The following is a 21756-nucleotide window of genomic DNA, read 5'->3' as shown; positions in this document are numbered from 1 at the left end:
CAAGGAGTACGATATGGAAATAACGATCAAGAAAATTGGCATGACCTCAATGGATGATCATGGACATCGAATCTGTCTAGACCAACAATATGCAGCTGGTCTGGAAGCTCTTGAAGGTTTCAGCCATGTGGTTGTTCTCTGGTATGCAGATCAACTGGAAGGAATGGGCTCTTCTGCAATAGTGTTGGATAAACCGTATAAGAATGGTCCCGATCATCTTGGTGTGTTCGCGACACGAAGCCCGTTCCGTCCGAACAATATTTGTTGCAGTAGTGCCCGGATACTGCAAATCGATCATGCAAAGGGTATTGTCAAAGTTGATTGGCTGGATACCCTGGAAGGGACCCCTGTCCTCGATCTTAAACCCTATCATCCGAGTGAAGATCGAATTCGCGATGCAACGGTGCCTCTATGGTGCTCCCATTGGCCGACTTGTCGGGAAGAAAGTGGTTCCTTCAATTGGGAAGCAGAATTCCTGTTTTGACCGGTATAAAGATTTCCACGGTATTCCCGTCCTGGGAATACCTTTGGAATTCCCAGCAACCTCTTGGTTGTATTTCCTGGGAAGCAAACCAGGTACCGTAGATATATCGGTAGGTTTGGGATATTTGCGAAATATCTCCTTCGTGAAGAAACTGAAGATAATCCCCACCCTCGACGATTCTTGTCGTGAAAACATTTTTTTGGATGGTGTTTTCTACTACTTCAAGGGCGCAGAGGACGGAAAGGCCTGGGAGTTCTCCCTCCTCAAGCCAGGATGAGTACTGATGAAACTTCCTTGGTTCCTTGACTCCTTCTATTTGATCTTCAGCCTGCATGAAGGTATTCCATTGGGAGTGGAACGATTTTGTCTCATTTCCTATGAAGAAGGCGATTCCACTCAAGACAAATGGTTGCAATGACATAATTTGTGGTTGGGGCAAGCAAGGAATGATTTCTTTTCTCGAATCAGGTTTGAAAATCTCCACTCTGCCTTGAAAAATGGATAGTTGTTGATCTCTGGCTTCACGGGGAGAATATCCAAAACGATTTTTGAAAGCCCTGGAAAAAGATGCATAGTCTACATACCCATATTGTTCGGATAACAGGGCAAGCGTCTTTGAAGTTGCCCTGAGTTCATCGAGCATATGGGTCAGTAACCTGCCTTGCATATATTCCTTTGGACCAATGCCAACCACCGAGGAAAATAGCCTGGTAAAGTGATAGGGACTATACCCGGTTCTTTGGGCAAGGGCCGAGACCGAGGGTATCTTTTTATGATCGATGAGTGATCGTTCATAGATTTCAACAGCCTGAATAATGTTTTCGAATCCATTCATGTATCTATTCTAGCATGAACTTGGACAAGTTCGGTATCGAATCAGGAACTGTGAAATTCGATTGGGTCTTGCAAGGTATATGAACATCGAACAATGGCCTAATATGTGCCATTGCACGATGTTTATCTTTGTAATATCCTCTTAAAGGATGTTGTTTATTCCGCAATGGTCTCTTTTTCAAGATCCCAGATGTGTGGATCCTTACCAAAGACAAGGCAGGTTGCAATTCCCAAAAAGCCTAGTATGGCAAATAGAAAGGCAGCTCCCGAGCCTTTACCCGAACCGAAGGCCAAGAGAAAAAAGTGATTGGCCAATTGTGTTTTTGCAAAGGGCTCAAATACTCGGTCAACCAGAAAACCTCCCAGTAGGTATCCTACGGGAATGGTAAAGAACTGTAGGGTATTGCGCGTGGCATAGACCCGTCCTTGCATCTCCACCGGAATATGCAACCTCATAATCGCATCCAGATTGGTGCTCATAAGAGGAATTGCCACCCATCCCATTATTGCCCCAAAGCACCAGAAGGGAACAGTTTTTCCAAAGGCCAGGAAGAAATTCTCCGAACTCATGGAAAATAGAAGGGAGAGCCAGATTGTCTTTACCCTGCTCTTGGGCTTAGGGGCCAAGGAGGCAAGAATGCTTCCTGCAAGGGTTGCCAACCCAGTAACCATCGTAACCAATCCCAGACTTGTCCTGCTTCCCCCATTGCGGGAAAGAATCATGGCAGGAAGTGCAGAGTTGTAGATGGACGCAGTCAAGTTGATTGCCGCCAGAAAAAGAATCAGATCCAATATTCCCCTGTTTTTCAGGAGATACGCAATGCCTTTTTTTGCAGAGACGGTTATTGAATCTTTTTCAGTTGTATCATCAATGGCCTGTTTTGGTATTTTGATACAGAAAATAAGGGTTAAGAACGCGGTAAAGAACGTCATAAGATCAAATAGGACAACAGTATCCATTCCCTTGAATGCGAGTAAGGCAGTTGCAAACATCGGGGTGAGTACAGTAACCAGCGCATTGGAAAAAGATTTCAGGCCGCTTACTCTTTGGTAATGCTTTCTGGGGGCAAGAAGACTGGCCGCAACTTCTGATGCCGGTTGTTGAACAGTATTCATGGTTCCTGTCACTATATTGAGTGCATAGAGGTGCCAGATTTGCAAGCTCTCAGTCTTGAGCAAGAAGAGCAATAGGCCTGAACAAATGGCTGCAAGAGTATCGCATACGAGCATTGTGGTCTTCTTGTTCCATCTGTCGCTCAAAGCCCCTGCAAAAATACTGAGCAAGATATATGGCGCATAGGAACATACGGAAAGGAGTGCGGTTGAAAGTGCGGATCCGCTTTTCTCATATAACCAAATTATCAGGGCAAAGCTGGTCATTGAGCTGCCCAGTGCAGAAAATGACTGAGTGATCCAGAGAACCAGAAAGGGTTTCAGTTCTCCAAGAGTTGTAATAGTATTGTGTTTCATGGTGACTTTGTTTCCTTACAAATATATTTTTGTGGGAAGGCAAAGTCTTTTGGACGATAGGTTCTAAACTAGCTCCATGCAATTTCGTCCAGATAAGACCTTGCATGGAGAGATATCAATACAGAGCATTAAAGAAGCCTCCTGAATGGAAAGTAGTATAGCTCCAAAAGGCAGGATTGTCACCCCGAGAAAATACCTTTTATAATGGAGAGAGTATTCAAAAGAGGAGAAGGCCATGAAATATCAGGCAGCACTGATTGTCGTCGAGGATATAGAAAAGTCGCGACAGTTATATGAGAAGGTCCTGGATCAGAAGGTGAAGTCAGATTATGGTGAAAATGTTACGTTCCTAGGGGATTTTTCCATTCACCAGAAAGCACATTTCCAGAATCTGATACAAGATAGACCCATTATTCAACGATCCAATAGTTCTGAACTGTATTTTGAACATGATGATCTTCCCTCTATCGTTTCAAAGATACAAAACCTGGGATTGGAATTACTGCATGGTATTGTTGAGCAACCTTGGAAACAGCAGGTCGTTCGGTTTTATGACTATGACAAGAACCTGATTGAAATAGGAGAAAGTCTGGAACATGTAGCTTCACGCCTTGCAAAACAAGAATACTCAATTGAAGAAATTTGCAAGATTACCTATTTAGACCAACAGACAGTCAAACAGGCAATCCAGAAATACTCATAAGGGAAGTGTTAGCCTATTATTTTTTCAGACTCTTGAAAAAGGTTTTCAGTTCCTGTTTTGTCTCTGAGGTCAATAACGTGTCAGGGATGCCAAGGACTGCACCCTGAAGCCCATAGAGCATATGAAGGCAAGCCCCGGGATCTTGTTGGTGGCGTATACGTAGAAAGGCTTCCTGGACACCGAGCTCTTCCAGCTGTTGGGGAGTTTCGATTCCCACCGCCAGCAGATTTTCTTCAAGTACCTTACCGACATTCGGTAGTTTTGAGAGTTCGCTCATTGTCTGTATCCTTCTTGTTATATTTGTACGTAGGTGTTTCCTTTCCAATTCTAATACTTTTGGGAAATCGACTGCAAGGGAATTTCAAGAGGCTGGCGTTTTGAGTCACGCCAGCTTTGCGTTTCCTTCCTAGGCCTTCCAGCGTTTCAGTATCGGAAAGAAGCCCTCCATCATCTTTTTGGCATCGGCCTCAATCATTCCTGGATTGTTTTCCAACATGGGCTTTACACAGATATCGATCATCTCTTCCTTGGTACCCTGAAAGGTAAAGGCCCCATTTTCATAGCAATACTTGCAATAATCAGTGCTTTTTGAATTGTCACTTTCGGTTCCGTACAATTCATCTGTCTGGCCCATGGGCATCCCGCAACTCTGACAAAATCGTTCTTTCATTTTGTTCTCCTTGAGAAATTAGTGCAAAAGGTTGGTGACCTTTTGTAATCTCATGATACAAGGGGAAACTTGACAACTGTTTGTCATGTTTTGAAATGCATATATAATTTCTTTGCATATTCAGCAAGTTCGAGGCGAAGATATTCTGGCTCAAGGATTTCCAACTCAGTACCGTAGGAAAACAGATAATTGATCACCCACATCCCATTGGGAAATTTAGCGGTAACCAAAAAGGTTCCTTCTTTTTCTTTCTTGATGCTATCACACTCAAATTCATCATAGATACGATATGCCAGATTGGGGGAAAAGCGCAGTTTCACGGCGATAGCCAAGTTATCCTTTACTGTGCCAAATTCAAGGGGAGGGGCGTCTGTGAAGGTCTCTGTAAAGTGAGTACCCGTAAGGTGTAGGTTTTGGATGCGGCTTATCTTGAAAAGCCGGAAATCTTCTTGTTGCAAGCAGAACGCCTGCAGATACCAATTCTTGTCCTTGAAGATCAACTTAAAGGGTTTGATCTTTCGTTGGAGGGTAATTCCTGAAGTATTGCAGTAGAGTATATCCAGAACCCATTTCTGCAAGATGGCGGTCTTGATGAGTTCGAACTTCTTGGTGTCGACCTGTCCGTATCCCCACCGAGAGAAATCGACTTCTATCCAGTTTGTATTCTGTTTCTGGAATACTGCACCGAGTTTATGAAGCAAGGGGCCTGTTTGTTGGCCTGCTACCTGCAGACTTTGGAGGGAAAAGAGGATTTGGTTCTGTTCATCCTCGGACAGGAGCGCTTTGTCAAAGGTAAACTCTTGCATGAGAGAGATTCCCCCTCCCTTGCCACTTGAGGCATATATAGGAACTCCAGATAAGGAGAGTGTTTCTATATCGCGAAATATGGTACGGACAGAGACACCCAGAGTGGTTGCCAGTTCCGGGGCCGTTACCGACTTCCTTTCGAGCAGAATATAGATGATCTGAAATAACCGGTCAGTTTTCATGGTCTATCCCTTACAATTTTGAGCTACAGTATACCATGAAAACAAGACTGCCCGGAATCAGGCTTGCAAAGTCTTCTTCATATAGTGCCTGGTCCCTGTCTCCGGGTACGCTTCCAGCACAAAGACCTCGGTGTAGCCTTGTTTTTCATAGAAGCCCTTGGCCTGGAAGCCGAAGGTGTTGAGAAAAGCATAGGAGCAACCTCTCTGTAGTGCTTCTGCTTCTGCCTTGGCCAATAGGTTTGTACCGAGTCCCTGCCCCCGATATTTTTCATCTACCCATAGATATAAGATTTCCAGCCAGTTCCCATGGGTATCGGCAGAAAGTCCCCCAGCGAGACGTTCTCCATCTTCATGGGCGAATACGGCCAGTTCCCTGACTATCTGGTTTTCCAGATGGGCAAGGTTGAACTTTTTCAGGTTTTCATAGATCTCTGCGATTTCGGTCTGCTTGGGATGGTCTGTTGTTTCATAGTGCATGACAAAGAATTTACAGGGGAAAAGAGCCCTTGTACAAGAAGTTGTCGGATTCTTTTCTTTCATTTTGCATTTTACATGCGTTATGTTATAAAACAGGGGAGGAAGGAAGCTACCAATGGAAATGGATTCAACAGTAAAGGTTCGCAAATACCAAGAAAAGGATCTTCCCAGTTTTGTTGAGATCTGGAATGCTGTAGTTCGCACGGCAGATGCTTTTCCCCAGAAGGTCGAGTTGAGGGAGCTTGAAAGCTCAACGTTTTTTTCTTCCCAAAGCTATACTGCGGTAGCTACCAGGGGCTCTGAAATAGTTGGCTTGTATATCCTTCATCCCAACAATATTGGCAGATGTTCCCATATTGCCAACGCTTCCTATGCAGTCAAGGAAAATCATAGGGGAGAGGGCATCGGAAAGGCTTTGGTAACTGACTGTCTTGTCCAGGCCAAGTCCTTGGGTTTCAGGATATTGCAATTCAATGCAGTCCTTACTACCAATGTGGTTGCCTTGAAGCTGTACCATAGTCTTGGCTTTGAAGATTTAGGTGTAGTCAAGGGAGGGTATGTAAAAGCTGATGGTACCTTCTGCGATATCCAGCAGATGGTCAAATATTTCTGACTTTCTCGTTCTCCTTTCTTTGAAAAAGAGGGTTATTCCTTTTTGATTTGTACCGTATACTGCTAATTGCCTATGGTTGGTTTTTCAATCTCCTGTTACCCTACTGATGAGGTGGTTCGATGCATAAATACGCTCCGACATATAGCTCAAGATTGTATAGTAATCATGCAATATCGCGGGTTTTACCCATCTTTGCATTGTTTTTTCTTTTGAGCTTTTCTGCTCCCTTTTCCCTTGGTGCGGAATCCTTGCTTGCTTCCTCTTCCTCAGCCAAGGTTTTTCAACTCAACACAAAAACTGACAGTCTCCTGCTTGGGAGCGGGAGTGTACTTGTCGGGGGTGCCTATGGTCTGCAATATCTGCTTGGGACCACATCTGCACCCAGTACCTTGCCCTTGCTTGATACAACCGATATAAATTGGTTTGACCGGCAATTGATGCATTCGTATGACAAGACCCTGGATGTTGCCTCGGATGTCCTTTTAGGGTTTTCCTGTATCATTCCCGGTGCCTTTGCTTTTTCTTCCCAATCTGATTTAGGGACTGTCGGGGTCATGTACTTGGAATCTCTTCTTCTTTCCTATGGCTTGAAAGAACTGGGGAAGACTCTATTTCCCCGAACCCGTCCGTACATGTATTTCGATGGGTATCCTACAGAAGCGTTATCTGATGGTGATTACCAGCGTTCCCTTCCTTCGGGCCATACGACTACAGCCTTTACCAGTGCCGCTTTTACCAGTTATGTCTTCAATTCTTATTATCCGGATTCAGCTTGGAAGCTCCCTGTTGCTCTTGGGGTGTATGGAGTGGCCACAACAATAGCAATTCTTCGGGTTACCAGCGGAAATCATTTTGCCACTGATGTTCTTGCAGGGGCCTTGATAGGGACTGTTTCGGGGATTTTAGTGCCTTGGTTGCACAAAACCCATGCTAAAGACAGTATTGCAAATAACTTGCTTTCTCATATGATCATTCTTTCCGATGGCCTATTCTTCAGATTCAGCGTGTAGTTCTTTTCTTGTGGATGGACAAATCTTGACGCTATGGTTACCTTCTCTTCTATAGGGTTCCTTTTCTTGCAGTTCCTTGACAGTATTGGGTATCGATGATCAGTAAGGTTTTCTGGTTGAATGGCCAGAACGACGAGTCAGTGATCCATCATTGGAGTCCTCGCATTTCCGATGATAAAAAGGTGTTTTGCATGAAGGCAGAAAATAAGAGAAAAGACAGAAGTTTTCTTGAGGATATCGCCCATAGGACCATGATAACCTATGGTTTGGTTCCTGATTTTTCCAAGGCTGTTCTTGATGAGCTTGATACGATCAAGGGGCCTGCAAAGGCAGCTTCAGTACCGGGTTTGATAGATTTGTGCGATTTGCTCTGGTGTTCCCTGGATAATGATGACTCTCGCGACCTTGATCAACTCACTGCGGTGAAACCGTTGGAAAATGGGCTGGGAAAGGTTTTGGTTGCAATAGCGGATGTCGATGCCGTAGTAAAAAAGCAATCGGCCATTGACTTGCATGCCCAACAGAATACTACTTCTGTTTATACGGTTCCCAAGGTTTTTTCCATGCTTCCCGAAAAATTATCCACCGATATCACCTCGCTCAATTTTGGTGACGACCGTTTGGCTGTCATCATTGAAATGGATATTGCCAAGGATGGTTCTGTCAGCAATTCCTCGGTCTATGAGGCGTTGGTTCGTAATAAGGCAAAACTTGCCTACTCAAGTGTTGCTGCTTGGTTGGAAAAAAAAGGCCCCATGCCAGAAGAAATTGCTTCGGTACCAGGTATGGCAGAAAGCTTGTTGTTGCAGGATATGATAGCCCAAAAAATGAAAATGCTTCGTCATATCCATGGTGCCCTAGTCTTGGAGACCATTGAAGCCAAGCCAGTTTTTTCCGGTGATGATCTGACGAATCTGGTTCCCGAGAGCCGTAACCGTGCAAAAGAGATAGTCGAGGATTTCATGATAGCCGCAAATGGGACTACTTCACGGTATCTCATAAAGAAAGGGTATCCTTCGCTTCGAAGAATTGTCGTAGCACCCCAACGATGGGATAGGATCATGACAATTGCCTCTGAGCATGGAACCAAGCTTCCCGAGAAACCTGATTCCTTGGCCTTGGAGAATTTTTTGATTTCCTCACAAAAGGAACATCCCCTTCAGTTTCCCGATATATCCCTCAGCATCATAAAACTGATGGGTGCCGGCGAATATGTGGTACAAGGACCCGATACCAAGGATGAAGGACATTTTGGTTTGGCCGTCAAGAACTATACTCATTCCACGGCCCCCAATCGCCGTTATCCTGATCTGATCACCCAGAGACTGCTGAAAGCCGCCATTGAGGGAAAACCTTCCCCGTATACCAATGAAGAGCTGGGTTCCCTTGCCAAACATTGCAATGTAGCCGAGAGCGCGGCAAACAAAGTGGAACGACTGCTGGTGAAATCCGCGGCAGCAATTTTCCTTGCCTCAAGAATAGGAGAACAATTCACTGCCATTGTCACCGGTGCAGCATCCAAAGGCACTTGGGTACGTATTCTCGAACCTCCTCTTGAAGGACGATTGATGAGCGGTTTTGAAAAATTGGATGTAGGCGATACCCTTCGCGTTCAGTTGGTACATACTGATGCGGAACGTGGATACATCGATTTCAAGAAAGTGGACTGACCAGCTTACTATATTGAATTGAGCTAGAGGGAAGGTAGAGAGGATGAAAAAACTTGGATTGGTCGGGGGCATGGGCCCCGAATCCACCATTTTGTATTATCAAGGCATTCTCAACGGGGTGCAAAAGGCTGTTGGGAAAGATTATTTTCCGCCCTTGACGATTGAAAGTGTCAATGTGTTTGAAGTTCTGCAACTCTGCAAGAGTGAAGATTATGATGCGTTGACCAGCTATCTTATGGAAGCAATTACCAATCTGGCATCAGGTGGCGCAGATTTTGCTGCCCTGTCGGCCAATACCCCTCATATTGTGTTTGACCGATTGCAAGCGGCCTCTCCCATACCTCTTGTTAGTATCATAGAGACGACCTGTGCCGAGGCCCAGAGACAAAAATTCACGAAAATTGGCTTGTTGGGTACTATTTTCACGATGACCGGTGCATTTTTTCAAAAGCCCTTCCAGGAAGCCTCAATTGAAATTGTGACACCCAAACCTACTGAAATGGTATGGATCAACGAGAAAATCTCCCAGGAATTGGAGTTTGGCATTGTCAAGGAAAGTACTCTGGAAGGCTTTCAGGCCATTATCGAGCGTATGAGACAGGAAGACGGGATACAGGCTCTTGTATTGGGATGTACCGAACTACCACTGCTATTGCATGAAGAGGAATCTTCTCTTCCGTATCTGGATACCCTGCAACTGCATGTCCAGGCGTTGGTAGCAAAAATTCTCGATAGGCCCAATCGTTTCTGATCAGAAGTATAAGAAAGAGTACCATGGAATAATTAGTTAGGTACCTATGTATATTGACAGGGTTTGGGAATCTTGGTATCTTGCAAATAGTTAGGTACCTTAGGAGTTTTATTTTGAATACTTCAGATTCCCTTTACAGGCTTTTCCATAGCGCCTTTCACCTTATTGTCCGGCAGATGATGTATCGTACGAGTCATCATCATGGTGGACAGGGACAGCTCCAAATTCTCTCCTTTCTTGATGAACAAGGGGCGATGAAACAAAAACTACTTGCAGGACATCTGGGCATACGGGAAGCTTCCTTGAGCGAGTCCTTGGTCAAGCTTGAGGCTCAGGGGCTCATTTCCCGGACCAAGGATGAAACAGATCGAAGGGTATTGAGTGTTGCCATTACCGAGACCGGACGGCTCTTCCTGTCTGAACGGACCAAGCATGTCACAAAAGAAGCCAACGACCTCTTCTCTCCGCTGACACAAGAGGAGCAACAACAGTTGGAAACCCTGATGGCAAAGTTGGTTGAATCCTGGGAAGCAGAAGCAGCTCTCGACTCAGAACCCCGGATTCGACATTCTCAAAGGAGAGGGGAAAGACATCGGGGGCATCATCATGAATGAACAAGAATTGACGCCTTCTCTTATTGACTATCTTTTATTGATCTATCAGGTACGACAGGAACAAGGTAATGTCAAGGCAATCGATATTGCAAACAGGACAGGGTATACTCGCGCTTCCGTATTCAGGGCCGTTAAATTACTTGAAAAACAACAGTTGCTTACAGTAGGTGAGCATCATTGGTTGCAACTTACCTCCGAGGGAAGTGCCATTGCAAATCGTATTTATCAGCGATACAGAGTATGTAAGCATTGGTTGGAAATGCATGGGGTTTCTTCGGATAAGGCAGAGCAGGATGCCAGAAAATTGGGTGAGGTTATCAGCGAAGAAGCCTTGGAATGCATTGGCAAGAATCTTTTCTCCGTATGCTAGGTACTCTTGAAAAAAAGAAGCTCACGCTTTATTGAAAGAACGAACCCTCTGGATTCTTGAATCAGTATCCAAAGGGTTCGTTTTATCTTGGTATCGAGATTTTCCAGTCAGGAATCCAGAGTTATTCGCTCAAGCCTGAAATTTGGTCAAAGGACATCGTTACCGGCAATACCGTAAGATTCAGGATATCTTCCTTTCTCAAGGGAATTCCGCCGGCTTCCAGATTCTTGAGCAATTCCTTTGCATCCTCAGGAGAATCGATCGAGGCGAGAATGATTAATTTCTCTCCTTCCTTTTCACTCCGGCTTTTCAAGAATCCTGTAAAGAGGCTGAATTCACTTTCCAAGCTGTTATTCAAATTCTTGGCATCGAAGGCCGAGGCTTTGGTTATTCCTACACTTTGGAGAGCAAGGAATACGTCTTCTTTATAGTCTAGTTGTGATAGTTCAATAATCAACAGATTCATGGCGTTCTCCTTCTATTGGTGATCCGAACTGTTGTTCGTCTCTCCTGCCTTCGTCAAGGCAAAGCGTGTCAATAATGGTCCTATAATTTCAGTGATGATGGTAGTAAACAGGAGTACATTGATTATGGTACTAGCCAGGTCAATACCACTTTGCCCAAATTGTGGCATCGTGAATTTCTTATTGATGGCCAAGGCCAAAGCCAGGGCAACACCTACCTGGGGCAAGAGTGCGAAGCCTACAAGGCCTCGTACTTGTTTGGGAGCTTTTCCGATAATAGCCCCGAGTGTTGCACCACCCATTTTTCCGATGCTTCTTGCAAAGAAATAAAACAGTCCAAGAACCCCGATTTTTCCGATCAAGGCCACGTTCAAGTGAGCCCCTCCAAGAATAAAGAAGGCAGCAAGGAAGATGGGAGAAAAGTTGGAAACTATTCCTTCACTCTTTTTACTTAAGGTCGGGGAACTGTTTACGATTATCATACCGAAGGTCATGATCGATAAGAGTTCAGAGACGCCTATCGTTTCGCAAACACCAAGAAGGGCAAAAAGGAAGGCTGCCAACAGTAGCGCGATCCAGTCATTGTTCTTGACCTTGCGAAGGACCAGGCTATAGATGATAGCAGCTACGATTCCAATGCAGATAGCCTCAAAGATGGCCAGTAAAGCTGAACCAAGCATAGCTGGAATAGCCACTGATTTTCCTACGAGGTTTGAGCTGACAAATCCTTCCACAAATACATAGATGATAAGCGCAGCCGCATCATCGAGACCTACAACGGCAAGGACCGTGGAGGTCAGGGGACCTTTTGCCTTGTATTGCTTGATTACCGCAACGGTAGCAGCAGGTGCGGTAGCCGAAGCTACGGCGCCTAATAAAAGGGAAGTATTCAGGTCGGCTTTGTAGATGAAACGCAGAACCAGAAAGACAACTGCAAAGGCTCCGCCACTTTCAAAAATGACAATGGCCAGGATGCTTTTCCCCAATTTTTTGATTACATCCATTTTCAGTTCTATTCCGATCGTGAATGCAATCATACCCAAAGCTACGGTAGACAAAGGGCTTAGAGCGTTCAGCACATCGGCCGTTAGAAGCTTGAGAAGCGATGTCCCTAGTATGACTCCCAGTAATACATAACCGGTAACCTCTGGAATTTTGATCGCATTGGTAACAAGTTTGATGCAGTATCCTGCCCCGAAAATAGCGGCAAGATATAAAAACACATTAAATTCCATGGTTCCTAATCCTTGATTCTATAACTCAGCAAAAGCATTTATGACAGCCTTCGCGGTTTTTGCATTCATAAGAGTCTCTCTTCTCACATGATTTTTGATGATAAGCGTGATCTTTGAGAGAATCTTGAGGTAGTCTGTCTGGCTATCGTCAGGACCACCAATCATAAGGACAAGGCGAACAGGTTGTTTGTCTATGGCATCCCAGTTGGAGCCCTTGGACAAGATGGCCGGAATTACAAAAAATTCAGGAATCCCCGGTAATTTTGCATGAGGTATCGCTACCTGTAATCCTATACCTGTACTCATAATGTCTTCACGTTCAAAAATAGCTTTCTTAAACGTAAGAATATCGGTGGTGTATCCTAATTCGACAGCTTTAGCCACCATGGCTTCAAGCACTTCATTTTTGTCAGTATCATCCAAGAATAATACTGAAGATTCAGAAAGATAATCGAGTATCCGCATTGACAACTCCCTTCAGCCTTAAAAGCATAGAATTTTGAGTCAACTTTGTAAAGGTTTCCCTTTGGTTTAACCGAACAAAGAAAAAGATACTATCATAAATCAAAAAAACTTTTGCAGAATCAAGCAGATTGAGAGTCCTCGTTATTCTTGTAATGCCATACGGATAACCCTGTTGTCAAAGCTGTTCGCTGTTTCTGTGGTACTGATTATTTTTTCCTCTACGCTTGGTAAAACCCTGTTTTATGGAAACCATACCATTCCTGGACGGTCTCTACTGGCATGACTTTCAGCAGCAATAGTATTTCTCTTGCAAATTCCAGGGGTGCGGTACCATTGGCAGTAATTATGGCACTATCACAAACAGCTTGTTTCTCGACGAAGTTCAATTCTCCCTTGTAATGGGGTGCCTGATCCTTGATTCCTTGCAGGGAGTTCCCTGAATGCTTGATCGTATCCAGATATCCCTGTTCCGCCAGGAAACCGACCGCATCGCAGATTGCTCCGATGGGAATATGCTTTTTGCTGGCATACTCCACGACTGGCAATACGGCATTGTTCTTTTTTTCCTTCCAGGACAGTCCTCCAATGAGCAGGAGCAAGTCGAATTCCTTGGGAAAATCTTCTACGCAATAGTCAGGAAGGACCCGAAACCCTCCCATTGAGGTTTTTGGTTTTGTATCGAGACTAAGAGTCTTGATATTGCAGTTTGATTCCGGTGCATTCAAGGTCGAACATATATACGCCGATTCCCAATCAGCAAAGCTCTCACTGATGAATACCAATACTTTTCTTTTCATTTTTCTGTAACTCCCTCTTAATATGTATCTATAGCACGCATAAGATGACAACAGTATGTCATGTTTGGAGACCACTGTACCGAATTAGGGTTTTTATTTAATAAAAAGCCAGTTTTCTGATATGGAATATGGAATTTCAATGTATCTTGCCAATCCGATTTCGGATGCATTGACAAAGAAAGTAGTTTCATATAAAACAGTTTCAGCAAAAGGAATCGTTCTATGAAGAAAAAAAGAATTGGATTGGAAATTCGGATACTGAACAATCTGATTAAGCGATACGTGGATTTTTCTTCCAAAAAAGGGGAAATAGACGCCATAACAGGTAATAATGCCTGGATCATCGGCTATCTAAGTGAAAATGCGGAAGAGGGACGGGATGTCTATCAGAGGGATATCGAAGATCATTTCCACATTACTCGCTCCACGGTATCGAATGTCCTTAGCCTGATGGAACAGAAAGATCTGATCTTGAGACAGACTGTCGATCAGGATGGGAGGCTCAGGAAAATTGTCCTTACAGAGAAAGCCCAGAAACTAGAAAACCTCATGAAACAGGATATATCAGAGATGGAACAGATTCTGACAAAGGGGTTCAGTGAGGCGGAATTGAAAATTTTTTATGGTTTTTTGCAACGCGTGCAGAAAAATGTATCAGGACAACAGGAAATACAACCGATGTCCTGTAAGCAACAATGAATGAAATCCTTGGTATTCAGCAGGGTTTCGTAATATATGAGGAGATGAAATGATCAAGGTACTTTTGTCCAGTATCCGGCAGTACAGAAAGGATTCCATTCTGACTCCGGTGTATGTGACGTTCGAATCAATCATGGAAGTCATCATCCCGACTTTGATGGCAAGCTTGATTGATTACGGTATAAATGCAGGAAGCATGCCACAGGTATGGCGGATCGGCCTATATCTGATTATCTGTGCGATGATTTCCCTGCTCACGGGAATTCTTGCGGGACGCAGTGCAGCGATAGCCTCCGCCGGGTTTGCCAAAAACCTGCGGCACGATATTTTTTACAAGGTACAGGACTTCTCGTTTTCAAACATCGATAAGTTCTCCTCTGCAAGCATCGTCACTCGTCTGACCACGGACATAACAAATGTGCAGAATGCCTATATGATGATAATACGTTTGGCGATACGCAGTCCTTTGATCATGATCTTCGCCCTTATCATGTCATTTCGCATCAATGCCCAGATATCCTTGGTTTTCCTGTTTATTATTCCCCTGCTCATGGTTGGGCTTTTTTTCATTACGCTTCATGTCCATCCTCTCTTTGTGAGGGTCTTCAAGACTTATGACAAACTGAATCGGGTTGTGCAGGAGAATATCAGGGGCATCCGGGTGGTCAAGACGTTTACCAGGGAAGAGCATGAGGAACAGAAATTCGAAGGGATCTCGCAAGAAATATTTGCGGATTTCTCGAAGGCAGAGAAGATTCTGGCCTTCAATGCGCCACTCATGCAGTTTTGTATCTATGCCGCAATGCTTTTGATCTCTTGGCTTGGTGCAAAGGCCATAGTGGCCAGCGGCAACAATCCAGCCAATGGATTATCGACAGGAGATCTGGCAGGCTTGATAACCTACACGATGCAGATTCTCATGAGCCTGATGATGCTTTCCATGGTTTTTGTCATGATTATCATTTCCAGGGCCTCTGCCGAACGAATCGTCGAGGTTCTCAGTGAAGAAAGCAATCTCCAGAATTCCAAAAATAGTGTACAGACGGTACGTGATGGTTCGGTAGTTTTTGAGCACGTCACCTTCTCTTATGCACAGAAAGTAGACAAACCGGTTCTTGACGATATCAACTTTTCGATTGATTCAGGAGAAACGGTAGGAATCATCGGAGGAACCGGTTCTTCAAAATCCAGTCTGGTCCAGCTTATTCCCCGTCTCTATGATGTTTTGGAAGGCAAGGTGACCGTCGGTGGTATTGATGTCAGAAACTACGATATAGAAACCCTCCGTGACCAGGTTGCGATGGTATTGCAGAAGAATGTTCTTTTTTCGGGAACCATCAAGGAGAATCTTCGTTGGGGCAATGAGCAGGCTACCGATGAACAACTCATCCAGGCCTGCAGGCAGGCCCAGGCTGACTCTTTCATCAAGGAATTTCCCGATGGCTACGATACCTATATCGAGCAGGGTGGAAGCAATGTATCGGGAGGGCAGAAACAACGGCTTTGCATCGCCCGAGCCTTGCTCAAGCAGCCGAAGATCTTGATTCTCGACGATTCAACCAGTGCAGTCGACGCCAAGACCGATTCCTTGATCAGACGGGCCTTCAAAGAGGAACTTCCCGATACGACCAAGTTTATCATCGCCCAGCGAATCACCTCGGTCCAGGATGCCGACAAGATCATTGTGATGGAGGATGGCCGGGTTGATGCAGTAGGGACACACAAGACCTTACTCGAGACCTGTGAAATCTATCGTGAAGTCTTTGAATCCCAGAACAGGGGAGGTGCAAGTCATGAATAAGACTACTAAACGACAAGCGCCCAGACAATTCAAGCCTGGGACAACAAAGCGATTGTTATCGTATATGAAGCAGTACCGAGTCCAACTTATCTTGGTTATCATCTGCATCATTCTCAGTGCTGTTGCCAATTCCGTGGGAGCTCTGTTCCTGCAGGTATTGATTGACACATATGTTCTTCCCTTGATCGGCCAGGCCAATCCTGTCTTCTCTGCGTTGCTCAAGGCTATTTTCTTCATGGCAGGTATCTACCTGGTCGGGGTACTGGCTACCTTGTTCTATAACAGGGCTATGGTCGTTGTTGGACAGGGAACGCTCAAGAAGATACGTGACGATATGTTTACCCATATGCAAACCTTACCGATCAAGTATTTCGACACGCATTCCCATGGGGATGTGATGAGTTATTATACCAACGATACTGATACTCTTCGCCAAATGATTAACCAGAGTCTTCCCCAGGTGTTTTCATCAGTTGTCACCATTGTGACAGTATTTTTCTCCATGTTGTATTTGAGCGTGGGTCTGGCCTTGTTCGTGGTGGTGTTCACTTTTATTTTGTTGCAGATAATCAAGAGCCTTATAGGAAAAAGCAGCGTGCATTTCATGCGGCAACAAGAATCGTTGGGAGATGTTGATGGCTACATCGAGGAAATGATCAACGGACAGAAAGTCATCAAGGTCTTTTGCCACGAGGGAAAGGCCAAGGAAGAGTTCGACAAGAAGAACGATGCCTTGTGCGACAGTGCCACCAAGGCAAACATTTTTGGCAACATCACCATGCCGATCGTCGGGAATATGGGCTATCTGCTCTATGTGTTGATAGCCATAGTCGGAGGCGCTGCAGGCATAGCGGGTATCTCGAATTTCAGTCTTCGGGGTATCGAGGCACTGTCTCTGGGAACAATTGTCTCCTTCCTTACGCTATCCAGAAGTTTCATCTCGCCCATCGGTCAGGTATCGATGCAATTCAATATGGTAATCATGGCCCTTGCCGGAGCCTCCAGGATCTTCGCGTTCCTCGATGAAGAGGGAGAGACAGATGAAGGATATGTAACTCTTGTCAATGCGACGAAAGAGAACGGGGAAATGAAGGAGTGCCGGGACCGAACCGATTTATGGGCCTGGAAGCATCCCCATAGTGATGGGACTGTCACCTATACCGAAATGCAAGGGAAAATCGTTTTCGAGAATGTTGATTTTGGGTATGAACAGAACAAGACTGTACTTCATGGGATTTCGTTGTATGCAAAACCAGGACAGAAGGTTGCACTGGTTGGGGCAACAGGAGCTGGAAAGACCACGATTACGAATCTTCTCAATCGGTTCTACGATATCACCGATGGCAAGATTCGTTACGATGACATCAACATTGCAAAGATCAGGAAACCTGATCTACGTCGTTCCCTCGGCATTGTCTTGCAGGATGTCAATTTGTTCACAGGAAGCGTGATGGACAACATACGATACGGAAAACTGGATGCAACGGATGAGCAATGCATCGAAGCAGCCAAGCTTGCGAATGCAGACAGTTTCATCAAGATGTTGCCCCATGGATATGAGACAATATTGAAAGGCGATGGCAGCGGTTTATCGCAAGGACAGAGGCAACTCATCTCCATTGCCCGAGCTGCCGTAGCAGATCCTCCTGTCATGATCCTGGACGAGGCGACTTCTTCCATCGATACCAGGACGGAGTCCCTCGTACAGACGGGCATGGATGCCCTCATGCATGGGCGAACTGTATTTGTCATTGCCCATAGGTTGTCCACCATTCGTAATTCTGATGTCATCATGGTTCTGGAAGATGGAAAGATCATCGAACGCGGCAACCATGAGAAACTGATCAGTGAAAAGGGCAGGTACTATCAGTTGTATACTGGAGCTTTTGAACTCTCCTAAGCAGTACGGGTCCTTTTATAGCTGTCTGAATTCAAACATACCATCATTGCTCCTCGGGGTAATGATGGTATGTCTATATAGAGCTCTGCTTGACGGAGAAAAGACTGGTTTTTACTAAGTTGCGTAGAATAGCATGATTAATCTACGCAATATATGCGGTAATTATGCGTAGATTAGATTGCTTATTCTACGCATATGCAGTAGTGTATGGTATATGAGTACATATATCTGGCAACTTCCTACTTGGCCTGTCTTTACTTTTGAAACAAAGGACCTGCTTCCTGTCTTGACCGAGGTGGCCCGTCTCCAAGGAAAAGTAGAGGCTCTGAGCGAGCAATTGGCTTTTTCGCAAAGCAAGGAATTGGAAGCACAGATTCTTTCAGATGAAATTCACGATTCTCATAGTATTGAAGGAGAGCGTCTTGACGAATTGCAGATTTATAGCTCTCTTTGTCGAAGACTCAAGGTACCAAGTGCTTCAATGACAATGAGTGGTGCCCATGTGGAAGGTGTCGTAGAAAACTTACTTGATGCTCTTGAGAATTCAAGATTTCCACTCACAAAAGAGAGAATTTTCTCTTGGCATAGTCGTCTGTTTCCGCAAGGTCGCAGTGGTCCTTTTCTTCTCAATATTGGTAGGTATAGAACGGAACCCATCGAAGTAATCTCTGGTTCCTATAAAAACCAGAAGGTTTGGTTTGAAGCTCTTCCTGTGGAAAAGCTATCTCTTGCAATGCAATCTTTTTTCACTTGGATCAATGAAGAAAAAGGTATTCCTGCTCCTGTGAAAAGTGCAATAGTCCATCTCTGGTTCCTCACAATTCATCCCTTTGAGGATGGAAATGGAAGAATTTCCAGAACAGTGAGTGATTATGTATTGAATCAAGGAAATCCTGGTAATATGGTACTTTTCAGTATCTCGACACAGTTGAAAAAGCGACAAAAAGAGTATTATGAGAAGTTGCACGAAGCCCAGACAGCTTCCATGGATTGCACTCCTTGGATCTTGTGGTATATAGAGCAAATCCAAGAGGCCTTGCAAATGGTATTGCAGACTATTGAAAAGATCTTGCAAGTGAATCAACTGTACCAAAAGCTGGAACAGCTTTCTCCCAATGGTCGGCAATTGGAAATGGTAAAGAGACTTACAACTGATTTCTATGGCGACCTGACTACACAGAAATGGGCAAAACTTACCAAATGCAGCCATGACACGGCCATGCGGGATATCAAGGACCTTGTAAAAAAGGGAATTCTCAAGAAATCCGAAGCAGGAGGAAGAAGTACAACCTACCAGGTGGTTCTTTCTTAAAGTCCAGGAAGACCGGGAAATCAGGTCTCTGTTATAGTGACAACACCGTTTTCTGCAGTCAATGAAAGGTCCTGCAGCTCAAAGAACGAAATCATCGGTGAGGTATGCCCGCAATCAAAATTGCTGATAATCGGAAATGAATAAGAGCCAAGGGCTTCGAGCAGAAACTCATCGTACGAAATCAACGAACCTTCCAAAAGTAATTTTTCTGGTTTCCCGACTATCAAGGCTTGTATCCTGGAAAAGACGCCATGCAGTTTCAAGGAAGTGAGGTTGCGCTCTTCGTTGGATAGCGGGGCGTTCATTTCCTCGATTAGGAGGATCCTTTCCGAGAAATCGGGACAGTATTTCGTGCCCAGAAGAGGGACCAGGGTGTTCAGGTTTGCAATCAGCAACTGGCCATGGGCTTTTCCTTCTCTCAATACGTGCCACCCATCATTTTTTGTATAGATGCGTCCACGCTTTTTCCAGGCATCGCTTTTCCAATCTGGAGATTCATTGGAATATTCCAAAGGCGGAATAATAGTACGTTTCTGTTTCCTTGCAAGGGAGAAGAAACTCTGTACTGCAAAGGAATTTGATTTTGGCCATTCCCCGAAGACTGGTATCAGGGTAGGGCCATAAATGGTGGACAATCCTGCCTGGGCAAGAATGCCCATATGCAATGCCGTGATATCACTGTATCCCACGATAATTTTTCTGCTTGCCCTGATAGCTTCATAGTCAAGATAGGGAAGAAGACTGGAAGAACACATGCCGCCAATTACTGGCATGATTACATCCACTGCTTCATTATGTACCATATCCATGAATTCCCTGGCACGAGCTTCTGCTGAGGCTGTCCGATACCCTTGGAAAGATTTTTGTTGAATGAGTTTGCTCTCAATAATTTTGCAGCCCAGTTGTTCCAATTGGTTGCAAGCAAAATGATATTTTTCCTCAAAGAACAAATGTGCAGGAGACGAAGGGGCAATTATCCCTATCGTCGGATTTGGAGGAAGAGGTTTGGGAAACACAATGGATAAGGGTGCATTTTGAATCATTTTTTCAATATCCTCGCTTTTGGTTCCAGAGTCTGAATTCATATCTGGGCTTGAACATATGAAGACGCTGAAGCTTTCAATCACTATGGAAGTCTCTTTCCTTTTTCACTATAGTGAAGGAAACAAGGATATAAAACAATGAAAATTTTTGCATATTCAGTACGTCCAGACGAAATTGAACTGTTTCGTTTGTTTTCCAATACCTATTCGGTAACCGTTGATACTACAGACAAGGCCCCGAGCCTTGCCACGGCGGATCTGTCAGCGGGGTATGAGGCCATCAGCATCATAACGACTCCGATAGACAGGCCGTTGCTTGAACAATTCAAGGCCTTGGGTGTTCATTACGTCTCCACAAGGACCGTCGGATTTGAACATATAGACGGAAAAGCTGCTGAGGAACTTGGCATTGCCTATGGAAATGTCTCCTACTCTCCCTATTCCGTTGCTGAATACACAGTGATGTTCATGTTGATGGCTTTGCGCAAGACAAAGACTATCCTGGCAAAGAATGCCATGCAAGATTATTCACTTGCAGGTACGACCGGACGACAGTTGCACAACCAGACAGTAGGAATCATCGGAACCGGGAAAATTGGCCGCACCGTTATCAAGATTCTCCAAGGATTCGGGTGCAAAATCCTTGCTACCGATCCCTATCCCGACTCAGTGCTTGCAAATGACATCCACTATGTGTCGCTTGCAGAACTTCTGGCAGCAAGCGATGTAATTACCCTCCATGTTCCGGCTTCTACTGATGACTCCTACCTTTTGGGCAAAGCTGAATTTGCCGCAATGAAAGAGGGGATGGTTGTGGTGAATACCGCCAGAGGTTCCCTTATTGACCAGGAAGCATTGATGGATGCCATTGAGGTAGGCAAGGTGGGGGCGGCTGCATTGGATGTCATACAACAGGAAAAAGCTCTTTATTACAATGATCTTAGGTATAATCCGCTTTCGGCAAGGACCTTGGCAATCCTTCGTTCGTATCCAAATGTCATCGTCACCTCACATACGGCCTTCCATACCGATCAGGCCATCAGTGATATGGTGGAGAATTCCATCAAGGCCTGTATCGAACATTGCAGTACCGAAAAATGAACGAAAAGAGGAATTTCATTTTTAATTGACGTACCTGAATATTCGCACGCAATAGCACCAGTGTTCGCGTTAGACGGTACCGGTGCTTCGCGTATTCAGCACCACCTGTATCAGGAGAGCCACTGGGAATGAATGGTTCCCTGTGGTTTTTCCCATATTGAGTTTCCCCAAATCGAAAAAATAAACTCATGAACTATCCTATCCGTAATGGCCTCTGCCTGTAGACAAAAATCTTCAAGAAGTTCCGGGAGTCTGAAGTATCTGGCTTTATAGCCATTCTTGTA

General features: G+C 44.7%; 24 protein-coding genes. 13 read left to right on the top strand and 11 right to left on the bottom strand.

Annotation, left to right across the window (positions count from 1 at the left end; all coding sequences use genetic code 11):
* The first annotated feature begins 13 nt into the window (after positions 1-13).
* Positions 14-484 carry a TrmO family methyltransferase gene (locus ACHZBG_RS12680; RefSeq protein WP_320129827.1) on the top strand — a complete coding sequence of 157 codons (471 nt, stop codon included), beginning with the start codon at positions 14-16 and terminating at the stop codon, positions 482-484.
* On the opposite strand, the gene ACHZBG_RS12675 is transcribed toward ACHZBG_RS12680, so the two are convergent.
* Positions 456-1319, bottom strand: coding sequence for a helix-turn-helix domain-containing protein (locus tag ACHZBG_RS12675; RefSeq protein WP_320129826.1), 864 nt, complete (start codon positions 1317-1319; stop codon positions 456-458). The two genes, ACHZBG_RS12680 and ACHZBG_RS12675, sit on opposite strands and share 29 nt — an antisense overlap.
* A 155-nt stretch (positions 1320-1474) precedes the next feature.
* Positions 1475-2788, bottom strand: a complete 1314-nt coding sequence (locus ACHZBG_RS12670; protein WP_320129825.1) for an MFS transporter — start codon at positions 2786-2788, stop codon at positions 1475-1477.
* A gap of 235 nt (positions 2789-3023) precedes the next feature.
* Here ACHZBG_RS12670 and ACHZBG_RS12665 point away from each other — a divergent pair, with 235 nt between their 5' ends.
* Complete coding sequence (locus tag ACHZBG_RS12665) at positions 3024-3491, top strand: VOC family protein (protein ID WP_320129824.1); 468 nt, start codon at positions 3024-3026, stop codon at positions 3489-3491.
* A gap of 16 nt (positions 3492-3507) precedes the next feature.
* Here ACHZBG_RS12665 and ACHZBG_RS12660 read toward each other — a convergent pair whose 3' ends face one another.
* The 4 genes from ACHZBG_RS12660 to ACHZBG_RS12645 form a co-directional block, all read right to left on the bottom strand.
* Positions 3508-3768, bottom strand: coding sequence for a TfoX/Sxy family protein (locus tag ACHZBG_RS12660; protein ID WP_320129823.1), 261 nt, complete (start codon positions 3766-3768; stop codon positions 3508-3510).
* A 129-nt stretch (positions 3769-3897) separates the two neighbouring features.
* On the bottom strand, positions 3898-4161 hold the full coding sequence (locus ACHZBG_RS12655; RefSeq protein ID WP_320129822.1) for a zinc ribbon domain-containing protein: 264 nt from the start codon (positions 4159-4161) through the stop codon (positions 3898-3900).
* Positions 4162-4244: 83 nt separating this feature from the next.
* Complete coding sequence (locus ACHZBG_RS12650; RefSeq protein ID WP_320129821.1) at positions 4245-5150, bottom strand: YafY family protein; 906 nt, start codon at positions 5148-5150, stop codon at positions 4245-4247.
* A gap of 57 nt (positions 5151-5207) precedes the next feature.
* Positions 5208-5690, bottom strand: a complete 483-nt coding sequence (locus ACHZBG_RS12645) for a GNAT family N-acetyltransferase (RefSeq protein ID WP_320129820.1) — start codon at positions 5688-5690, stop codon at positions 5208-5210.
* A 52-nt stretch (positions 5691-5742) separates the two neighbouring features.
* Here ACHZBG_RS12645 and ACHZBG_RS12640 point away from each other — a divergent pair, with 52 nt between their 5' ends.
* The 6 genes from ACHZBG_RS12640 (at position 5743) to ACHZBG_RS12615 (ending at position 10655) form a co-directional block, all read left to right on the top strand.
* Positions 5743-6240, top strand: a complete 498-nt coding sequence (locus ACHZBG_RS12640; protein WP_320129819.1) for an N-acetyltransferase — start codon at positions 5743-5745, stop codon at positions 6238-6240.
* Positions 6241-6359: 119 nt separating this feature from the next.
* On the top strand, positions 6360-7250 hold the full coding sequence (locus ACHZBG_RS12635) for a phosphatase PAP2 family protein (protein ID WP_320129818.1): 891 nt from the start codon (positions 6360-6362) through the stop codon (positions 7248-7250).
* Positions 7251-7345: 95 nt separating this feature from the next.
* Positions 7346-8920: an RNB domain-containing ribonuclease gene (locus ACHZBG_RS12630; protein WP_320129817.1), complete on the top strand. Its 1575-nt coding sequence runs from the start codon at positions 7346-7348 to the stop codon at positions 8918-8920.
* Positions 8921-8963: 43 nt separating this feature from the next.
* Complete coding sequence (locus ACHZBG_RS12625) at positions 8964-9671, top strand: amino acid racemase (protein WP_320129816.1); 708 nt, start codon at positions 8964-8966, stop codon at positions 9669-9671.
* 113 nt (positions 9672-9784) lie between these two features.
* Positions 9785-10285 carry a MarR family transcriptional regulator gene (locus ACHZBG_RS12620; protein ID WP_320129815.1) on the top strand — a complete coding sequence of 167 codons (501 nt, stop codon included), beginning with the start codon at positions 9785-9787 and terminating at the stop codon, positions 10283-10285.
* The gene (locus tag ACHZBG_RS12615; RefSeq protein WP_320129814.1) at positions 10278-10655 is read left to right on the top strand and encodes an iron dependent repressor, metal binding and dimerization domain protein; all 378 of its coding nucleotides are present in this window, start codon (positions 10278-10280) and stop codon (positions 10653-10655) included. Before ACHZBG_RS12620 ends, ACHZBG_RS12615 begins: the two co-directional genes overlap by 8 nt.
* Positions 10656-10776: 121 nt before the next feature.
* On the opposite strand, the gene ACHZBG_RS12610 is transcribed toward ACHZBG_RS12615, so the two are convergent.
* From ACHZBG_RS12610 to ACHZBG_RS12595, 4 genes are all read right to left on the bottom strand, one after another.
* A complete protein-coding gene (locus ACHZBG_RS12610) occupies positions 10777-11121 on the bottom strand; it encodes a hypothetical protein (RefSeq protein WP_320129813.1) in 345 nt (114 codons plus the stop codon).
* A 12-nt stretch (positions 11122-11133) separates the two neighbouring features.
* The gene (locus ACHZBG_RS12605; protein WP_320129812.1) at positions 11134-12354 is read right to left on the bottom strand and encodes a cation:proton antiporter; all 1221 of its coding nucleotides are present in this window, start codon (positions 12352-12354) and stop codon (positions 11134-11136) included.
* Positions 12355-12372: 18 nt separating this feature from the next.
* The gene (locus ACHZBG_RS12600) at positions 12373-12819 is read right to left on the bottom strand and encodes a PTS sugar transporter subunit IIA (protein WP_320129811.1); all 447 of its coding nucleotides are present in this window, start codon (positions 12817-12819) and stop codon (positions 12373-12375) included.
* Positions 12820-13037: 218 nt separating this feature from the next.
* Entirely contained in the window at positions 13038-13616 is a 579-nt protein-coding gene (locus tag ACHZBG_RS12595; protein ID WP_320129810.1) for a type 1 glutamine amidotransferase family protein, read from the bottom strand.
* Positions 13617-13838: 222 nt separating this feature from the next.
* On the opposite strand from ACHZBG_RS12595, the gene ACHZBG_RS12590 reads away from it, so the two are divergent.
* The 4 genes from ACHZBG_RS12590 (at position 13839) to ACHZBG_RS12575 (ending at position 19328) form a co-directional block, all read left to right on the top strand.
* Positions 13839-14315 (top strand): MarR family transcriptional regulator, encoded by a 477-nt coding sequence (locus ACHZBG_RS12590; RefSeq protein WP_320129809.1) that lies wholly within the window; start codon positions 13839-13841, stop codon positions 14313-14315.
* A 49-nt stretch (positions 14316-14364) separates the two neighbouring features.
* Complete coding sequence (locus ACHZBG_RS12585) at positions 14365-16116, top strand: ABC transporter ATP-binding protein (RefSeq protein WP_320129808.1); 1752 nt, start codon at positions 14365-14367, stop codon at positions 16114-16116.
* On the top strand, positions 16109-18016 hold the full coding sequence (locus tag ACHZBG_RS12580) for an ABC transporter ATP-binding protein (protein WP_320129807.1): 1908 nt from the start codon (positions 16109-16111) through the stop codon (positions 18014-18016). The genes ACHZBG_RS12585 and ACHZBG_RS12580 overlap by 8 nt, the downstream gene beginning before the upstream one ends.
* 214 nt (positions 18017-18230) lie before the next feature.
* Entirely contained in the window at positions 18231-19328 is a 1098-nt protein-coding gene (locus tag ACHZBG_RS12575) for a Fic family protein (RefSeq protein ID WP_320129806.1), read from the top strand.
* Between the two features lie 20 nt (positions 19329-19348).
* On the opposite strand, the gene ACHZBG_RS12570 is transcribed toward ACHZBG_RS12575, so the two are convergent.
* Positions 19349-20413, bottom strand: coding sequence for a S66 peptidase family protein (locus ACHZBG_RS12570; protein ID WP_394699400.1), 1065 nt, complete (start codon positions 20411-20413; stop codon positions 19349-19351).
* Between the two features lie 96 nt (positions 20414-20509).
* Between ACHZBG_RS12570 and ACHZBG_RS12565 the strand changes: the two genes are divergently transcribed.
* Positions 20510-21472: an NAD(P)-dependent oxidoreductase gene (locus ACHZBG_RS12565; protein WP_320129804.1), complete on the top strand. Its 963-nt coding sequence runs from the start codon at positions 20510-20512 to the stop codon at positions 21470-21472.
* The last annotated feature ends 284 nt before the right edge of the window (positions 21473-21756 follow it).

It is taken from the genome of uncultured Sphaerochaeta sp., from assembly GCF_963676625.2.
Classification (GTDB): Bacteria; Spirochaetota; Spirochaetia; order Sphaerochaetales; family Sphaerochaetaceae; genus Sphaerochaeta.
Note: the sequence above shows the minus strand (reverse complement) of the source record. Positions and strands in the feature narration are given on the sequence as shown.

What these genes read in the sequence shown, in the direction of transcription:
- ACHZBG_RS12680 (WP_320129827.1), top strand. Translation starts at nt 14, where the DNA reads ATGGAAATAACGATCAAGAAAATTGGCATGACCTCAATGGATGATCAT.
- ACHZBG_RS12675 (WP_320129826.1), bottom strand. Translation starts at nt 1,319, where the DNA reads ATGAATGGATTCGAAAACATTATTCAGGCTGTTGAAATCTATGAACGA.
- ACHZBG_RS12670 (WP_320129825.1), bottom strand. Translation starts at nt 2,788, where the DNA reads ATGAAACACAATACTATTACAACTCTTGGAGAACTGAAACCCTTTCTG.
- ACHZBG_RS12665 (WP_320129824.1), top strand. Translation starts at nt 3,024, where the DNA reads ATGAAATATCAGGCAGCACTGATTGTCGTCGAGGATATAGAAAAGTCG.
- ACHZBG_RS12660 (WP_320129823.1), bottom strand. Translation starts at nt 3,768, where the DNA reads ATGAGCGAACTCTCAAAACTACCGAATGTCGGTAAGGTACTTGAAGAA.
- ACHZBG_RS12655 (WP_320129822.1), bottom strand. Translation starts at nt 4,161, where the DNA reads ATGAAAGAACGATTTTGTCAGAGTTGCGGGATGCCCATGGGCCAGACA.
- ACHZBG_RS12650 (WP_320129821.1), bottom strand. Translation starts at nt 5,150, where the DNA reads ATGAAAACTGACCGGTTATTTCAGATCATCTATATTCTGCTCGAAAGG.
- ACHZBG_RS12645 (WP_320129820.1), bottom strand. Translation starts at nt 5,690, where the DNA reads ATGAAAGAAAAGAATCCGACAACTTCTTGTACAAGGGCTCTTTTCCCC.
- ACHZBG_RS12640 (WP_320129819.1), top strand. Translation starts at nt 5,743, where the DNA reads ATGGAAATGGATTCAACAGTAAAGGTTCGCAAATACCAAGAAAAGGAT.
- ACHZBG_RS12635 (WP_320129818.1), top strand. Translation starts at nt 6,360, where the DNA reads ATGCATAAATACGCTCCGACATATAGCTCAAGATTGTATAGTAATCAT.
- ACHZBG_RS12630 (WP_320129817.1), top strand. Translation starts at nt 7,346, where the DNA reads ATGATCAGTAAGGTTTTCTGGTTGAATGGCCAGAACGACGAGTCAGTG.
- ACHZBG_RS12625 (WP_320129816.1), top strand. Translation starts at nt 8,964, where the DNA reads ATGAAAAAACTTGGATTGGTCGGGGGCATGGGCCCCGAATCCACCATT.
- ACHZBG_RS12615 (WP_320129814.1), top strand. Translation starts at nt 10,278, where the DNA reads ATGAATGAACAAGAATTGACGCCTTCTCTTATTGACTATCTTTTATTG.
- ACHZBG_RS12610 (WP_320129813.1), bottom strand. Translation starts at nt 11,121, where the DNA reads ATGAATCTGTTGATTATTGAACTATCACAACTAGACTATAAAGAAGAC.
- ACHZBG_RS12605 (WP_320129812.1), bottom strand. Translation starts at nt 12,354, where the DNA reads ATGGAATTTAATGTGTTTTTATATCTTGCCGCTATTTTCGGGGCAGGA.
- ACHZBG_RS12600 (WP_320129811.1), bottom strand. Translation starts at nt 12,819, where the DNA reads ATGCGGATACTCGATTATCTTTCTGAATCTTCAGTATTATTCTTGGAT.
- ACHZBG_RS12595 (WP_320129810.1), bottom strand. Translation starts at nt 13,616, where the DNA reads ATGAAAAGAAAAGTATTGGTATTCATCAGTGAGAGCTTTGCTGATTGG.
- ACHZBG_RS12590 (WP_320129809.1), top strand. Translation starts at nt 13,839, where the DNA reads ATGAAGAAAAAAAGAATTGGATTGGAAATTCGGATACTGAACAATCTG.
- ACHZBG_RS12585 (WP_320129808.1), top strand. Translation starts at nt 14,365, where the DNA reads ATGATCAAGGTACTTTTGTCCAGTATCCGGCAGTACAGAAAGGATTCC.
- ACHZBG_RS12580 (WP_320129807.1), top strand. Translation starts at nt 16,109, where the DNA reads ATGAATAAGACTACTAAACGACAAGCGCCCAGACAATTCAAGCCTGGG.
- ACHZBG_RS12575 (WP_320129806.1), top strand. Translation starts at nt 18,231, where the DNA reads ATGAGTACATATATCTGGCAACTTCCTACTTGGCCTGTCTTTACTTTT.
- ACHZBG_RS12570 (WP_394699400.1), bottom strand. Translation starts at nt 20,413, where the DNA reads ATGAATTCAGACTCTGGAACCAAAAGCGAGGATATTGAAAAAATGATT.
- ACHZBG_RS12565 (WP_320129804.1), top strand. Translation starts at nt 20,510, where the DNA reads ATGAAAATTTTTGCATATTCAGTACGTCCAGACGAAATTGAACTGTTT.